General features: G+C 58.1%; 19 protein-coding genes and 1 tRNA gene. All 20 read right to left on the reverse strand.

The features are described 5' to 3' along the window. Positions 1-64 precede the first annotated feature (64 nt). The 20 genes from DTF_RS0103605 to DTF_RS0103700 all read right to left on the reverse strand — a co-directional run bounded on the left by DTF_RS0103605 (position 65) and on the right by DTF_RS0103700 (position 15,202). Positions 65-139 (reverse strand) — tRNA-Val (locus DTF_RS0103605). A gap of 155 nt (positions 140-294) precedes the next feature. Continuing rightward, on the reverse strand, positions 295-1,605 hold the full coding sequence (locus DTF_RS0103610; RefSeq protein ID WP_027714206.1) for a homoserine dehydrogenase: 1,311 nt from the start codon (positions 1,603-1,605) through the stop codon (positions 295-297). Between the two features lie 41 nt (positions 1,606-1,646). Next, positions 1,647-2,138 (reverse strand): M17 family peptidase N-terminal domain-containing protein, encoded by a 492-nt coding sequence (locus DTF_RS0103615; RefSeq protein ID WP_027714207.1) that lies wholly within the window; start codon positions 2,136-2,138, stop codon positions 1,647-1,649. Further along, on the reverse strand, positions 2,135-2,608 hold the full coding sequence (gene nusB, locus DTF_RS0103620; RefSeq protein ID WP_027714208.1) for a transcription antitermination factor NusB: 474 nt from the start codon (positions 2,606-2,608) through the stop codon (positions 2,135-2,137). Before nusB ends, DTF_RS0103615 begins: the two co-directional genes overlap by 4 nt. Positions 2,609-2,616: 8 nt before the next feature. After that, on the reverse strand, positions 2,617-3,081 hold the full coding sequence (gene ribE, locus DTF_RS0103625; protein WP_027714209.1) for a 6,7-dimethyl-8-ribityllumazine synthase: 465 nt from the start codon (positions 3,079-3,081) through the stop codon (positions 2,617-2,619). 30 nt (positions 3,082-3,111) lie between these two features. Beyond that, on the reverse strand, positions 3,112-4,317 hold the full coding sequence (locus tag DTF_RS0103630) for a bifunctional 3,4-dihydroxy-2-butanone-4-phosphate synthase/GTP cyclohydrolase II (protein ID WP_027714210.1): 1,206 nt from the start codon (positions 4,315-4,317) through the stop codon (positions 3,112-3,114). Between the two features lie 33 nt (positions 4,318-4,350). Next, a complete protein-coding gene (locus DTF_RS0103635) occupies positions 4,351-5,001 on the reverse strand; it encodes a riboflavin synthase (RefSeq protein ID WP_027714211.1) in 651 nt (216 codons plus the stop codon). After that, a complete protein-coding gene (gene ribD, locus DTF_RS0103640) occupies positions 4,986-6,095 on the reverse strand; it encodes a bifunctional diaminohydroxyphosphoribosylaminopyrimidine deaminase/5-amino-6-(5-phosphoribosylamino)uracil reductase RibD (protein ID WP_027714212.1) in 1,110 nt (369 codons plus the stop codon). The genes DTF_RS0103635 and ribD overlap by 16 nt, the downstream gene beginning before the upstream one ends. 46 nt (positions 6,096-6,141) lie before the next feature. Continuing rightward, positions 6,142-6,615, reverse strand: a complete 474-nt coding sequence (gene nrdR, locus DTF_RS0103645) for a transcriptional regulator NrdR (protein WP_027714213.1) — start codon at positions 6,613-6,615, stop codon at positions 6,142-6,144. Beyond that, a complete protein-coding gene (locus tag DTF_RS0103650) occupies positions 6,612-7,088 on the reverse strand; it encodes a cytidine/deoxycytidylate deaminase family protein (protein ID WP_027714214.1) in 477 nt (158 codons plus the stop codon). The genes nrdR and DTF_RS0103650 overlap by 4 nt, the downstream gene beginning before the upstream one ends. Continuing rightward, positions 7,085-8,335, reverse strand: coding sequence for a serine hydroxymethyltransferase (gene glyA, locus DTF_RS0103655; protein WP_027714215.1), 1,251 nt, complete (start codon positions 8,333-8,335; stop codon positions 7,085-7,087). Before glyA ends, DTF_RS0103650 begins: the two co-directional genes overlap by 4 nt. A gap of 99 nt (positions 8,336-8,434) precedes the next feature. Further along, positions 8,435-8,890, reverse strand: coding sequence for a ribose 5-phosphate isomerase B (rpiB, locus tag DTF_RS0103660; protein WP_027714216.1), 456 nt, complete (start codon positions 8,888-8,890; stop codon positions 8,435-8,437). Positions 8,891-8,894: 4 nt separating this feature from the next. Beyond that, positions 8,895-10,127, reverse strand: a complete 1,233-nt coding sequence (fabF, locus tag DTF_RS0103665; protein ID WP_027714217.1) for a beta-ketoacyl-ACP synthase II — start codon at positions 10,125-10,127, stop codon at positions 8,895-8,897. Between the two features lie 159 nt (positions 10,128-10,286). Continuing rightward, positions 10,287-10,520 (reverse strand): acyl carrier protein, encoded by a 234-nt coding sequence (acpP, locus tag DTF_RS0103670; RefSeq protein WP_027714218.1) that lies wholly within the window; start codon positions 10,518-10,520, stop codon positions 10,287-10,289. A 57-nt stretch (positions 10,521-10,577) separates the two neighbouring features. Then, on the reverse strand, positions 10,578-11,312 hold the full coding sequence (gene fabG / locus DTF_RS0103675) for a 3-oxoacyl-[acyl-carrier-protein] reductase (protein ID WP_027714219.1): 735 nt from the start codon (positions 11,310-11,312) through the stop codon (positions 10,578-10,580). Between the two features lie 47 nt (positions 11,313-11,359). Further along, on the reverse strand, positions 11,360-12,280 hold the full coding sequence (fabD, locus tag DTF_RS0103680; protein WP_027714220.1) for an ACP S-malonyltransferase: 921 nt from the start codon (positions 12,278-12,280) through the stop codon (positions 11,360-11,362). 27 nt (positions 12,281-12,307) lie between these two features. Next, positions 12,308-13,288: a beta-ketoacyl-ACP synthase III gene (locus DTF_RS0103685; protein WP_027714221.1), complete on the reverse strand. Its 981-nt coding sequence runs from the start codon at positions 13,286-13,288 to the stop codon at positions 12,308-12,310. A 10-nt stretch (positions 13,289-13,298) separates the two neighbouring features. Then, positions 13,299-14,357, reverse strand: a complete 1,059-nt coding sequence (plsX, locus tag DTF_RS0103690; protein WP_027714222.1) for a phosphate acyltransferase PlsX — start codon at positions 14,355-14,357, stop codon at positions 13,299-13,301. 24 nt (positions 14,358-14,381) lie between these two features. Then, the gene (gene rpmF, locus DTF_RS0103695) at positions 14,382-14,561 is read right to left on the reverse strand and encodes a 50S ribosomal protein L32 (protein ID WP_027714223.1); all 180 of its coding nucleotides are present in this window, start codon (positions 14,559-14,561) and stop codon (positions 14,382-14,384) included. An 83-nt stretch (positions 14,562-14,644) separates the two neighbouring features. Then, positions 14,645-15,202, reverse strand: a complete 558-nt coding sequence (locus DTF_RS0103700; RefSeq protein ID WP_027714224.1) for a DUF177 domain-containing protein — start codon at positions 15,200-15,202, stop codon at positions 14,645-14,647. Positions 15,203-15,365: the final 163 nt, after the last annotated feature.

Here is a 15,365-nt window from a genome sequence, read left to right on the forward strand (position 1 = left end):
CTCCGCGAATGAAAAGAGGCATCCGGGGATGCCTCCATCAATAATAACGGTTGTCGGATAATTTTGGTAGGCACGGGCGGGATTGAACCGCCGACCCCTACCGTGTCAAGGTAGTGCTCTCCCACTGAGCTACGTGCCTACAACCGTAACGCGGTGTAACTTGTATCAAAAGCCCACGAGTGATGTCAAGCACTTTTACTGGAAAATCAATTTTTTTGCAGCCGTCCCTCCGTCTATTTTCCACCCACCCCGACGGCAACGGGTTGAAAGGACCACACCCTCCAGGGGAAGCCTTTACAGCAGTTCGCTCTCGATCCGGATGAGGCGGCTCTTTTCCCTCACCATATCCAGAGCGTCGATCTCATCCAGGGCCGAGCGGACGCTGACCTCTTTCGCCTCATGGGTCATCAGGACGATGGGAACCGCCTCTTCTTCATGCCGCTCTGGCTGGATCATGGAAGCGATGCTGATGTCGTGTCGACCGAGAACTCCGGCGATCTGCGCCAGGACTCCTGGCTTGTCCACCGTAGTGAAACGCAGGTAATACTGGCTGACGATCTCGTCCATGGGCTTGATGGAAAGACGGCCGATGTGTTCGGGGCAGTAAGCCATGGCCGGCGTGCGGACCGCAGCTCCGGATCGCAGATTGCGGGCGATGGCCATGACATCTCCCATGACCGCGCTGGCGGTGGCATTCATTCCGGCTCCAGCGCCGTAAAGCATGACCGGCCCGACGAAGTCACCCACCAGGCGCACTGCATTGAAGGCACCGTCGACATCGGCCAGGGGATAATGGAGGGGGATCATGGTGGGATGAACCCGGGCCTCGATGCGTCCTCCGTCTTCCTTGCTGATGGCCAGGAGCTTGATCTTGTAGCCGAAATCCTTGGCGAACCGGATATCCGCGGCGGAAATGCCGCTGATCCCCTCCGTATAGATTTCCTCGAATTTGACTCTGGTTCCGAAACAGAGTGAAATGAGAAGAGCCAGCTTGTGAGCCGTATCGATCCCTTCGATATCGAAGGTGGGATCGGCCTCGGCAAATCCCAGAGACTGAGCGTCCTTGAGAACAACGGAAAAATCATCCCCGTCGTTGGACATGCGTGAGAGAATGTAGTTGCATGTGCCGTTGAGAATGGCAAAGATGCTCCCGAAGCGATTGGCGCAGAGATTCTCCTTGATGGAGGATATGACCGGGATGCCACCGCCTACCGCCGCTTCGAAAAAGACATCCACCCTCTTCTCGGCAGCGGCGGCGTAAATCTCCTCGCCGTGCAGGGCGAGCAGAGCCTTGTTGGCGGTGACCACATGCTTCCCCTGCTCGATGGCCTTGAGCACAAAGGTGCGGGCCGGCTCATACCCTCCGATCAATTCGATGACGACATCGATGTCGGGTGCGGAAACCACATCTTCGGCCCGGGTAGTGAGCAAGTCGGCATCGACGGAAACGCCTCGATCCGTGGTGATATCCAGATCGGCGATACGAGCGAGGACCAGGCGAGCTCCGAGACGCTCCTCGATAAGCCGGGCATTATCCTGAAATATCTTTACGACGCCGGTACCGATCGTACCGAATCCGAGCAGGCCAATCCTGATTTCTTTCATGTCATCCCCTTGCTTAAAGGTATCGGGTCAATTGTATTGATTCATTTCGGGACCTGGCGAGAGCACCTTCTGAATTCGGCATTCTGAGCGAAGAAGGTGAGTCGGCAATCGGGTCGACGGCCCTCCATTGCCTTGAGAGCTGCCGTCATCATCTCCCCGAGGTCCGATTTTTCCATACCCGCCAGGGAATCCAGGCAAAAGGTGATCCGGTTGAGCCCAGCATCGCGGCATGTATACAGAAAATGCCGAAACAACCCCTCAACGGTTTCCCGTCCGAGACCTTTGCGGCTTCCTCCGCCGATGAAAAGAACCCAGTCCGCGGCCAGTTTTCCGTTGTTGAGCACCAGAACGTGTTCTCCCGCCCTACCCCGAGCCTTTCCTTTGAGCAGCAGATCGGTCAGCAGACCATTCAGACGCCAGTCCAGCAGGGCGGCAGGTCCGAGAAGGGGACGCTCGTCTTCGAAAAAGAGCGCAGCCACCGCATCTCCGTCAATCCGGTCAGCCGGGAAATCGAGAACCTGGAAACTGCTCATTGGGTCAATTGTGTGCGGGTACGGGAGACCTTGTCGAGGATGCCGTTGATAAAGGCGGGCGTATCCTTTGTGCCGAAGCGCTTGCCGATTTCAATGGCTTCATTGATCACCACGCTGGAAGGGACTTCCGTCTGATAGAGAAGTTCGAAGACGGCCATCCGCAAAAGGGACAGATCGACCCGAGCCATTCGGTCGAGAGCCCAGTTGGTGGAATGTTCTTCGATGGCCGCATCGATTTTCTCCAGGTGCTCTGCCACTCCCAGAACCAGCCCATCGGCAAAACGGCGCACCTCGGCGGGAATTGGCCGGTCGACCTCATCGCAGGGCTCGCCGAGGATATCCTCTTTGAAGCGGAAGCTCCGCCAGAAATCTTCCAGAACCTCGTCGATCGTCTCGGCATTCTGGTCCTGCAGTCCATAGATGATTTTGAGGGCCAACTCCCGCCCCCGGCGCCTTGTACCTTTGCTCATGGGGTTTCCTACAGGGCCTTGCAGAGGTTGACCATTTCGATGGCGGTGACGGCGGCTTCGAACCCCTTGTTCCCAGCTTTGCTTCCGGCCCGTTCGACGGCCTGCTCGATATTGTCGGTGGTCAGCACCCCGAAAGCGACGGGAATTCCAGCTTCAAGGCTCACGGAGGCGATACCCTTGGAGACTTCCGAACTGACATAATCGAAGTGTGGAGTCGCCCCCCGGATGACGGCTCCGAGGCAGATGACGGCGTCAAAGCGCCCAGACTCAACCATCTTTTTGGCGATCAGGGGAATTTCAAAAGCTCCCGGCACACGAACGAGCTGGATATCCTTCTCATCGGCGCCGTGCCGCACCAGCGCGTCCAGAGCCCCCTCCACCAGTCGATCGCAGATGAAGCTGTTGAACCGACTGACGGCCAGACCGAACTTGAGCCCTTTTGCGTCCAGTTTTCCTTCGATGGTCTTGGTCATTTGGAATCCCTCCCGGATTCAAGGCAAAAACTACAGGTTCTCGAGCAGATGCCCCATCTTTTCGCGCTTGGTCTTGAGATATTTGATGTTGCACTGGTTGGCTTCGATTTCGATGGACACCCGCTCCGTGATCTCCAGCCCATATCCCTGAAGGCCGACGATCTTTTTGGGATTGTTCGTCATCAAACGGATTTGGCGTACGCCAAGCTCGGCAAGGATCTGGGCCCCGATGCCGTAGTCGCGAAGGTCTGCCTGAAAGCCGAGCACCTCGTTGGCCTCAACGGTGTCATGACCGCAATCCTGGAGGGCGTAGGCCTTGAGCTTGTTGACCAGTCCGATCCCTCGCCCCTCCTGACGCATGTAAAGAATGACCCCGGAACCGGCCTCGGCGATCTGGCACATCGCGGCATGGAGCTGATCCCCGCAATCGCAGCGCTGGGAGCCGAAGACGTCTCCGGTCAGGCATTCGGAATGAACCCGTACGAGAACCGGCTTTTCGGGATCGATCTCGCCTTTGACCAGAGCCAGATGCTGTGCGTTGTCCACGTCGTTTTCATAGGCAATGGCCCTGAAATCGCCGCCAAAGGGAGTGGGCAGAACGGTTTCGGCTGCCCGCCGCACCAGCAGTTCCTTACGCATGCGGTAGGCCACCAGGTCGGCAATGGAGATGGTCTTCAGGCCGTGCTTTTCGCCAAATTTCATCAACTGCGGCATCCGGGCCATGGTGCCGTCGTCGTTCATGATTTCGCAGATGACCCCGGCCGGTTTCAATCCCGCAAGCCGGGACAGGTCGACCGATCCTTCGGTCTGCCCGGCCCGCACCAGCACCCCGCCCTTCTTCGCCCGCAGGGGGAAGACATGACCGGGGCGGGCCAGATCTTTCGCCGTGGTGTCGTCGGCCAGTGCGACCTGAATCGTCCGCGAGCGGTCTGCGGCCGAAATCCCGGTGGTGACACCCCTTCGTGCTTCAATGGAAATGGTGAAGGCTGTACCGAAAGAGGAGGAATTTTCCCTGACCATCAGAGGAAGATCGAGAAAATCGGCGCGCTCCTCGGTGAGCGACAGGCAGATCAGTCCCCGTCCTTCCTTGGCCATGAAATTGATCGCTTCCGGGGTGATCAGTTCAGCGGCCATGGCGAGATCCCCTTCATTCTCACGGTCCTCGTCGTCGACCAGGATGACCATTTTCCCCTGGCGGATGTCTTCCAGCGCTGCTTCTATCTTGGCAATCGGCATTATAATCGCGTCCTTTCGTGACCCATGACTATGTCACAGAAATCCATGCTTGGCAAGAAAATCGAGGCTCAAGGGCCTCTTCTCGGGGCCCTGTTCGCGGCCTCCCATCAGCCGTTCCACATATTTGCCGATGATGTCCACTTCAATGTTCACCCGGGCGCCCACGCTCTTTTCCTTCAGCGTGGTCATCTCCAGGGTATGGGGTATGACCGCGACCGAAAAAGTCTGGTCTGAAACGGCATTGACCGTCAGACTGATCCCGTCGATGGCCACCGACCCCTTCTCCACCAGGTACCGGTCGACGGCTTCCGGGAGGGCGAAGGTGAAGCGAATGGCGTTGGCATCCCGTCTCCGTTCAGTAATGGTTGCGAGGGCATCGACATGGCCGCTGACCAGGTGGCCGCCGAGGCGGTCCGAGAGCCGCAGCGCCCGCTCCAGGTTGACTCTGGCTCCGGGGGCGAGCCCTCCCAGACTCGTACGATCGAGGGTTTCGGGTGATACGTCCGCGGAAAAAACCCCTCCGCCGAAGGAAACCACCGTCAGGCAGATGCCGTTGACGGCAATGCTCTCACCGAGTTGCAGCTCGGACATGGGAATGCCCGTGGCTACAGTGAGCCGGATGCTTTCGGCTCCCTGGCGGAATTCGCGGACCGTTCCGAGGTCTTCGATCAGGCCGGTGAACATTTTCCAACCTCCCCTTCGATCAGAACATCATCGGCAAACCGTCTGACAAAGATGTCGCTGAGCCGCAGAGCATCGGCGATTCGTGTCGCACCCCGGCCGGCAAAAAGCCCCTTGCCGTCATCCCCGCCGATCAGAACCGGCGCGATGAAGATCATCACCCGGTCGATCAGTCCGGCTTGCAGAAGGGAAGAGCCGAGTTCACTCCCCCCCTCCAGCAGCACGCTCTGAATTCCCCGCGCTCCCAGTTCCGTCATCAGCTCTGCCGGGTCGACGCGACCGTTCTTTTCACTTATCTGTAGAACTTCGACACCCCTTTCCTCAAGGCGGGCGACTTTGTCCGGCGGCGCAGCCCGGGTCGTGGCAATGAGAGTGGCTGCCTCCGAAGGCACGGACAAAACCGTCGCCTTCTCGGAAATGCGCAGCCTGGAGTCGACCACGATGCGCAGGGGATCCCGTCCACCGTCCGGGAGACGGGTGGTAAGGCGGGGGTTGTCATCCAGGACGGTGCCGATACCCACCATGACGGCGTCAACTCGGTCGCGAAGGCGATGGACATGCTCCCGGCTGCCGGGACCGGAAATCCACTTGGAATCGCCGGATGAAGTGGCGGTCTTTCCGTCCAGGGTCATGGCGGATTTGAGGATAACGAAAGGAAGACCGGTGGTGATGTGTTTAGCGAAAGGGGCGATCAGGCGCCGGCATTCGGATTCCAGGATTCCGACCTGCACCGGTATCCCGGCCCCCTGAAGGCCGGTGATCCCCTGCCCCTCCACCAGCGGGTTGGGGTCCCGGGTTCCGATGAATACCCTTCTGATTCCTGCGCCGATAACCGCCTCGACGCAGGGGCCGGTCCTGCCCTGGTGGGAACAGGGCTCGAGGGTGACGTAAAGGTCCGCGCCGCGCGCCTTTTCCCCAGCCTGGCGCAGGGCGAAGATTTCGGCATGGGGCTGACCGGCCTGTGGATGGAAACCTTCGCCGACGATGGCCCCGTCACGCACGACGACCGCTCCGACGGGAGGATTGGGGCGGGTGCGTCCCTCGGCTCTTCTTCCCAGCTCCAGAGCCCGGACCATGTAATCTTCTGTTAACCGCATCACATCTTTTGCCATGGCATTGCGAGACGGAACCGGCCGAACCGGTTCAGGGCCGCCCCTTCCCCTCATCCTTGGCCAGTATTTCCTTGAGCTCGGCCATGAACTCGTTGATGTCTTTAAACTGACGATATACTGAAGCAAAACGTACGTAGGCGACCTCATCGATATCGTGCAGGGCCTCCATCACCGCCTTGCCGATCCTGCTCGCCTCAATTTCCTTTTCACCGCTCTCCTGAAGCGTGACTTCAAGGCGGTCGACCATTTTTTCAATGGTGGCGATGGACACCGGCCGTTTTTCACAGGCCCGCTGCATGCCGGAAATAATCTTCTGGCGGTCGAAGGGTTCCCTGCGTCCGTCTTTTTTCACCACCAGGGGAAGAGTTTCCTCCACCCTCTCATACGTGGTGAAGCGACGCTCGCAGTCCACGCACTCCCGGCGGCGCCTGATATTGTTTCCTTCCCTGCCCAGGCGGGAATCGATCACCTTTGTATCGGCAAAACCACAGAAGGGGCACTTCATGGCGCGTTCTCCGCGTTCAGGGTCGACTGGTCACCAAAGGAGCAGACCTCAATGGACGACTCGCCGAGCATCTCAAGGGAAAGCTCATCCGGATATCCTTCGAGATAGACGATCCTCCGGACTCCCGAATTGATAATCATTTTAGAGCAGATGATGCAGGGAGAGTTGGTGCAGTAGAGAGTCGCTTCGGCTATGTTGACGCCGTGTTTAGCCGCCTGGATGATGGCGTTCTGTTCGGCATGAAGTCCCCGGCATAATTCATGGCGTTCCCCTGAAGGGACATTCAGCTTCTGCCGCAGGCAGCCGACCTCGCTGCAATGCGTTATACCCGAGGGAGTCCCGTTGTAGCCGGTAGCCAGAATGTTCTTGTCCTTAACCAGCACGGCGCCTACCTGACGGCGCAGGCAGGTCGAGCGCCTGGCCACCAGGCGGGCGATATCCATGAAATATTCTTCCCAGGAAGGTCGGTTCATTTCAGACGATGTGCATACAGGGGGAATTTACGGCAAAGCTCCTTCACCTCGTTGCGGATGAGGGCCAATTCCGCTTCGTTGCCGACGTTCTGAAGAGCCCGGCCGATCCACGTGGCCACCGTCTCCATCTCTTCTTCCTTAAGGCCGCGGCTGGTGGTTGCAGGTGTGCCGATACGGAAACCGCTGGTCACAAAAGGCGAACGGGTGTCGAAAGGGACCGCATTCTTGTTCACCGTTATTCCTGCCATCTCCAGGGTCTCTTCCGCCATCTTCCCGGTGATTTCACTCCCCGAAAGGTCGACAAGCATGAGGTGATTATCCGTACCTCCGGAAACCAGATTGAAGCCCCGCCGCATCAGTCCGTCAGCCAGTGCTCTGGCGTTCTTTACCACCTGGAGGGCGTAACCCTTGAATTCGGGTTCCAGTGCTTCCTTGAAAGCCACAGCCTTGGCGGCGATGACGTGCATCAGCGGTCCGCCCTGAATGCCGGGAAAGATGTTGCTGTTCAGCTTTTTAGCGAACTCTTCGCGGCACAGAATCATCCCGCCGCGGGGGCCTCTCAAGGTTTTATGGGTGGTCGTGGTAACGAATTCCGCGTGTGGGACCGGACTGGGGTGAACTCCCGCCGCTACCAGGCCGGCGATGTGCGCCATGTCGACCATCACCATGGCGCCAACCTTGTCGGCGATGCGCCGGAAGGCTTCGAAATCGATGGTGCGCGGATAGGCGCTGGCTCCGACCACGATCAGCTTGGGCTTGTGTTCCTCGGCAAGACGCTCCGCCTCTTCGTAATCGATGATTCCGGTTTCCTTTTTCACCCCGTAAGGGAGGATGTTGAAGAGTTTGCCAGAGAAATTGACGGGAGATCCATGGGTGAGATGGCCGCCATGGGCCAGATTCATCCCGAGCACCGTATCACCGGGCTGACAGACGGAAAAATAGACCGCCATATTCGCCTGTGACCCGGAATGAGGCTGCACATTGACGTGTTCGGCGCCGAAGAGCTCTTTGGCACGATCAATGGCCAGCTGTTCGGCCACATCGACGAATTCACAGCCGCCGTAATAGCGTTTGCCGGGATACCCTTCGGCATACTTGTTGGTCAGTACCGACCCCTGCGCCTCGAGCACCCGTTCGCTGACAAAGTTTTCCGAAGCGATGAATTCCAGACTGTATTCCTGGCGTTCCGTCTCCCGACGGATAGCGGCGGCGATTTCAGGATCGAACTGCTTGAGGGTCTCGGACATCTTGTTCAAACCTCCTCAGGGAACGGGTCAGGTAATGGTATACGATTCTTTGGAAAAAGGAAAGGCAGGCACGAGGCCTGCCCTTCCGGAGCGGGAGGATCAGAGCTCTCCGTCCCGGATCTTCTGTTCGATCTGGGAGATCTTATCCAGTCGCCCCTGGTGTCGTCCCCCTTCAAAGGCCGTCTCCAGCCAGGTTTGAACCATGGCGCAGGCCTGTTCCGGTTTCAGCACCCTGCCGCCCATGACGATGACATTGGCGTTGTTGTGTTCCTTGGACATGCGGGCGGTGAACTCGTCGGTGATCAGGGCGGCGCGAATTCCGGGAAACTTGTTGGCGGCAATGGACATGCCGATGCCGGTGCCGCAGATCAGTATTCCATTTTCGGCTTCTCCCCGAGTCAGGGCGACAGCCAGCTTTTCGGCAAAATCGGGGTAGTCCACGGAATTACTGTTCATGGTCCCCAGATCACGGACTTCGATGCGTCTGTCTTCGAGAAAAGACTTGATCGCGTCCTTCAGTTCCAGGCCGCCGTGGTCACTGGCAATAATGAACATCGGATCAGACTTTCCTGAAGAGCAGGGTGGCGTTGGTGCCGCCAAAACCGAGCGAATTGGACATGGCCACCCGCACCTCGGTCTGGCGCGCCTCGTTGGGCACATAGTCGAGATCGCAGTCGGGATCCGGATCGACATAGTTGATGGTCGGCGGAACCGCGCCGCGATCCATCGCCAGGAGGCAGTAAACCGCCTCGAACCCACCAGCGGCCCCAAGCCCGTGCCCGGTCATGCCCTTGGTGGAGCTGACCATGACCTTCTTTGCGTGATTGCCCAGAACGGTCTTGATGGCCATCGTCTCGAACCGGTCGTTGAAAGGCGTGGAGGTGCCGTGGGCGTTGATATAGTCGACTTCGGCGGCGTCGATCCCCGCACCCGCGAGAGCCATCTTCATGCACCGGGCGGCGCCCTCCCCTTCGGGCGCAGGGGCCGTAAGGTGATAGGCATCTCCGGTCAGGCCGTATCCGACAACTTCGCCGTAGATTTTGGCGCCTCGCTTTTTGGCCGACTCGTATTCCTCGAGAATGACGATGCCAGCCCCCTCGGCCATGACGAATCCGTCCCGTCCCATATCGAAGGGGCGGCTGGCTGCGGTGGGGTCATCATTTCGGGTGGAGAGTGCCTTCATGACGTTGAAGCCGCCGATGGCCAGGGGCGTTATGGTCGATTCGGCGCCGCCGGCAATCATCGCATCGGCGTCGCCGCGCTGGATCATGCGGTAGGCGTCCCCGATGGAGTGCGTCCCGGTGGCACAGGCGGAGACGGATGATAGATTGGGGCCCTTGGCGCCGTGTTTGATCGAGATCTGGCCCGGCGCGAGATTGATGATCAGCATCGGAATGAAGAAAGGGGAGATTTTCTTGTATCCGCCTTCGAGCATCGCCTTATGATATTTCTCGATGGTCGGCAAACCGCCAAGCCCCGATCCGACCAGAACGCCTACCCGTTCGGCATTCTCATCAGTGATCTGCAGACCGGAATCCTTCATAGCCAGATCGGCCGCTCCCATGGCGTACTGAATAAAGAGGTCCATCTTCTTGAGCTCTTTTTTCTCGATGAACTCTTCCGCGTTGAAATCCTTGACCTCGGCGGCAATCTGAGTCGGCAGTTCCGAAGCATCAAAACGAGTAATCGGGCCAATACCCGATTGGCCTCGCATCAAGGCATCCCAGTTCTTTTGCACGCCGGTTCCAAGAGGTGAAACCACGCCGACGCCAGTTACGACGACTCTACGCATATATTTCCTCCGCAAGGGATCTGATCCGTTTCCAGCTATCTATGTCTAACTGTCGAGGCCGGTGAATCACTTCCGCCCGCCGGACATTGAGTTTGCAAATTCGGTAGTAAGACAAAATACGGGAGGAGGAAATAATTTCCTCCTCCCCATGGAAAAACTTCAGGAATTTTCAGTGATGTAGGTGATGGCGTCCTGAACGGTCTGGATCTTTTCCGCGTCTTCGTCGGAGATCTCGATATCGAACTCCTCTTCGAGCGCCATTACGAGTTCGACGGTGTCGAGAGAATCGGCGCCGAGATCGTCCATGAAAGCCGCCTCATTGGTCACCTGACCTTCGTCAACGCCAAGTTGTTCCGCCACAATCTGCTTAACTCTTTCTTCAATCGAAGCCATTTGCTTCACCTCCTGTGTATGATGTTACGGCCGATCGGAGATCGGACAGTGAGAAACCTACATGTACATGCCGCCGTTGACTGCCAGCACCTGCCCGGTGATGTAACCGGAGGCCTCGGTGGCAAGGAAAATGACGGCATTAGCGATATCTTCGGGTCCACCCAGGCGCTCCATGGGGATCTGGGAGGAGAGTTCCTGGCGGGCCTTCTCCGGAAGAGCGTCAGTCATGGCCGTGGCGATGAATCCGGGAGCCACGGCATTGACGGTCACGTTTCGGCGGGCCAGTTCACGGGCGTTCGATTTGGTCAGACCGATAAGGCCGGCCTTGCTGGCGCAGTAGTTTGCCTGCCCGGCGTTCCCCATCTGCCCGACGATGGAGGCGATATTGATAATCCGGCCGTAACGCTGCTTGCTCATGATCTTGGCAGCGGAACGGGTGCAGAGGAAGGCGCCTTTGAGATTGACGTTCAGAACCGCATCCCATTGCTCATCCTTCATCCGCAGCAGAAGGGCATCCTGGGTGATGCCGGCGTTGTTGACCAGAATGTCCACCTGAGAAAAGGCTTTGAGAGCTTCTTCGAAAATCCGCTCTACATCGGCGGAGTCCGTGACGTTCCCCTGGACGGCGATCGCCTCCGTGCCGCTGGCCTTGAGTTCGGCGACAAATTGCTCCGTGGCCTGCATATCGAGATCCACCGCAACGATTCGGGCTCCCCGGGCAGCCAGAGCTTCGGTGATGCTTCGACCGATGCCGCGGGAAGCCCCGGTTACAATAGCCACTCTATTTTCCATAGCAGACATCTCCTTTGATTCAGAAATCACGAGAAAAGTATAACGAACTACGCCTTAAGAGACCTCAGGCCGGCCACATCTGAAAAGCTCTGCGCCTCAACTTCTTTGTCGATGCGCTTGACGAGTCCAGCCAGGACTTTTCCGGGCCCGATTTCGATGAACCGCTTAACCCCCAACCCGACCATGGCACGAACCGATTCATCCCAGCGGACCGGCGAACTCACCTGAGTGACGAGAAGATCCTTGACCCTGGAGGCATCGGCGTTGGGAACGGCCTCGACATTGCTGATTACGGGGATGTTCAAGGGGTTTACCGCAATACTCTCGAGCACTTCCTTGAGCCGTTCTCCGGCCGGAACCATGAGGGAACAATGAAAGGGCGCGCTTACCGGGAGCGGAAGAGCCCTTTTGGCCCCCTTGGCCTTGGCCAGATCAATGGCCCTTTCGACGGCATCGGCATGGCCGGCGATCACCACCTGACCGGGGCTGTTGAAATTGGCGGGTGAAACCACCTTCCCCTGTGCGGCTTCTCGGCAGACATCCTCGAGAGGTGCACCGTCGAGACCGATAATAGCCGCCATGGCTCCCTCCCCGACCGGCACCGCCTCCTGCATGAAGGCGCCCCGCTTACGGACGACGCGCACGGCATCGGCAAAGGAGAGCGCGCCGGCTCCGACCAGGGCCGAGTATTCCCCGAGGGAATGACCGGCGGCAAAGGCGGGAGCAAAACCGGTTTCCTGCTCGATCACCCTGAGAGCGGCGATGCTGACCGTCAGTATCGCCGGTTGGGTGTTCGTGGTCAGTTTGAGATCCTCTTCGGGGCCATCGAAGCAGAGAGAAGCCAGATCGAAGCCCAGGCTGTCGTTCGCCTCTTCGAAGAGCTGTTTCGCCACGGAAAAGTTGTCCGCCAGATCCTTGCCCATGCCGGCATACTGAGAACCCTGGCCGGGAAAAACAAAACCGATCATGAAATCAAAAGCTCCTCAAAGTAATGATTACCAGCGAATAAGGGCTGAAGCCCAGGTGAAACCACCGCCAAAGGCATCAAAGAGAATGATGTCCCCTTCCTTGATCATGCCCTTGCGGTTGGCTTCGTCAAGAGCTATGGGGATGGAGGCTCCGGAAGTGTTCCCGAAACGGTCGACATTGATGTAGACCTGCTCATCGGAGAAACCCAGCCTTTTAGCCGTGGCCTCCAGTATGCGCCGGTTGGCCTGATGGGGAATGAACAGGTCGATGTCAGAAGTAGACATGCCGTTGGCTTCGATGGCTTCAACCGCCACTTCATGCAAGGAGCGAACCGCCACCTTGAAAACTTCGTTGCCCTGCATTTTCAGAAAGGGAAGACGATCCTTTATGCCTCCATCGGAAGCGGGAAATCGCGAGCCGAATCCAGGCTGGTGGAGAAGCTCCCAAAAGGAACCGTCGGCATGCAGATGTGTGGAAAGAACGCCGCTATCCCCCTCCTGCCCTTCCAGAACCACCGCCCCGGCTCCGTCGCCGAAAAGAACACAGGTGTTGCGATCCTGCCAGTCGACGATCCGCGAGAGAATCTCGGCGCCGATAACCAGGGCCTTCTTGCTCGCCCCCGTCTCGATACGCTTGACGGCGCAGTCGAGGGCATAGACGAACCCGCTGCAGGCAGCCGAAACGTCGAAAGCCGCACACCCTCTGATACCAAGGTTATTCTGAACAAGGCAGGCTGTGGCAGGCCAGGGGAAATCTCCGGTGATCGTCCCGACGACGATGAGATCGATTTCCTGCGGGTCGACGCCGGCCATGGCTAAAGCCTGGCGCGCCGCCGCGGTGGCCAGATCCGAGGTGAACTCGCCTTCGGCTGCCAGGTGACGCTCGCGAATGCCGGTCCGGGTGACTATCCATTCATCGGACGTATCGACCATCTCTTCCAGATCGGAATTGGTGAGGATTCTTTCAGGTATGCAGGATCCGGTCCCTATGATGCGTGCTCTTTTCAAAAGTACTCCTCTAAACGGGCATTTCGCCCTGCCGATTTCCGTCAGGCTTCTCGGGTAACGACTTCAAGGTCGGTTCACCGGTATCCTCCTGGAGCAGAACGGCAAGTTTTTCATTCACCTTTTTGGCAACGTTCTCGTGAGCCTGATGCACGGCATTCATAATGGCGCGAGAGTTGGAGCCACCGTGACAGATCATAGCGGTGCCTGCAATGCCGAGCAACGGAGCGCCGCCATATTCGGCGTAATCGACCTTTTTCTTGAAGGCTCGAAAGGCGGAACGAGCCAGGAAATACCCTAATTTGGCCATGAACCGTTGGCTGATCTCCCTGCGCAGCATGGTTCCAATACCATCTGCGAGACCTTCGGCGACCTTGAGAACGACATTACCGACAAAACCGTCACAGACCACCACGTCGGCAGATCCATTAAATACGTCCCGACCTTCGATGTACCCGACGTAATTGAAAGACGAGCCCTTGAGGAGACGGTGGGCTTCCCGGGTCAGATCGTTCCCCTTGCTTTCTTCCTCGCCATTGGACAGAAGTCCGACCCTGGGGCTCTTCTTGCCGAGGACATGACGGGCATAGACTGAGCCCATGAGTGCGAACTGAGCCAGATGGGAGGGTTTGCAATCCACATTGCCTCCCACATCGAGAACCAGCGTCTGATCCTTGAGGTTGGGCATGATGGTAGCAATTGCCGGACGGTCGATCCCCCGTATACGCTTCAGAACCACCATGCCCGCAGCCATGGTCGCTCCGGAGTTTCCGGCACTGACTACTGCCTGGGCCTCCCCTTTTGCGGCCAGTTCGAAAGCCACCCGAATCGAGGAGTCTTTTTTCTTCCGAACGGCATCGGATGGCGAATCGTGCATCCCCACCACTTCACTGGCGTGATGAATGGTGATCACCAATCCGTCGGTGCGGTGTTTGCAAAGCTCTTCTTCGATCCGTTTGCGGTCGCCGACCAGAATGACAGCAATGCCCCAACGCCGGGCTGCGGCCACCGCACCTTCTACTTCGACGGAAGGAGCATTATCTCCGCCCATAGCGTCGACGGCAACAGTAATGTACTGCTTCAACCGAGCGCCCTCTTATTCTTCAGTTCCGACGACTTCCTTGCCCTTGTAGGTGCCGCAGCTGGCACAAACGCGGTGAGGCTGCTTGGGCTCCTGGCACTGGGGACAGACGGAAATGCCGGGCGTCGCCAGGGCGTCATGGGACCGGCGCATATCACGTTTGGATTTGGAAGTCTTTTTCTTGGGTACTGCCATGGTCTGGTTCTCCTTGGATCCGGCTGAGGGCCGGTTTTTTAGTGAAAAGCGGGCCGCATCCGGAGCCTCCCGGACGCCAGCCGTTACTTGTTTTTCTCCTTGTCCACCTTGAAACCTTTGAGTGCTGCAAATTTGATACTGAAGTCGGGAGGCCCGCAACCACATTCACTCTCATTGAGATTGGCTCCGCACTGGGGGCATAGTCCTTTGCACTCCGGGCCGCACAGCGGCTGCAGCGGCAGGGCCATGATGACCTGCTCCTGAACCGCTTCCCTTAAATCGATCTCTTCCCCCTCAAAAAGGATAAGACCCATCTCTTCGGCGCTGATCTCGACCTCATCCCCGGAGTCTTCCTCCACCTCGGGCAACTCCCTGGTGTAGGTCAGCGCAAAAGACGCACTCAGAGTCTCTTCGTATTCCTCCAGGCAGCGGCCGCAGGACTGGCGAAGGGTGGTTTCCACCTGCCCCTCCACCTCGACCATGCCTCTAACCTGAAAGGCGCGCAGCCGCGTCTTCACGGGGGCGGGGAACTCACAGTCTCCAGCGGCAGAGACCTCGGCCAACTCCGGGAATGCCGTGGCGTCTTCGGCAAAATCCAGAGTCAGTCCTTCGTCCTTTATATCGTCGATGCGAATGCGCATGGGCGTCTCTGTGCCATCGGAAAGCGGTTAGTATAAAGACTGGCCCTTGTTTGTCAAGGGAAAACAACCCCGGGTTTCGGGACCGGCATAACAGTTTTTATTAGCCCATCCTAGGTGAATTTGCAAGCCCTTAATTACCATGGGGGTGAGCAATCCTTGCAAT

The sequence above is a fragment of the Desulfuromonas sp. TF genome (assembly GCF_000472285.1).
Classification (GTDB): domain Bacteria; phylum Desulfobacterota; class Desulfuromonadia; order Desulfuromonadales; family ATBO01; genus ATBO01.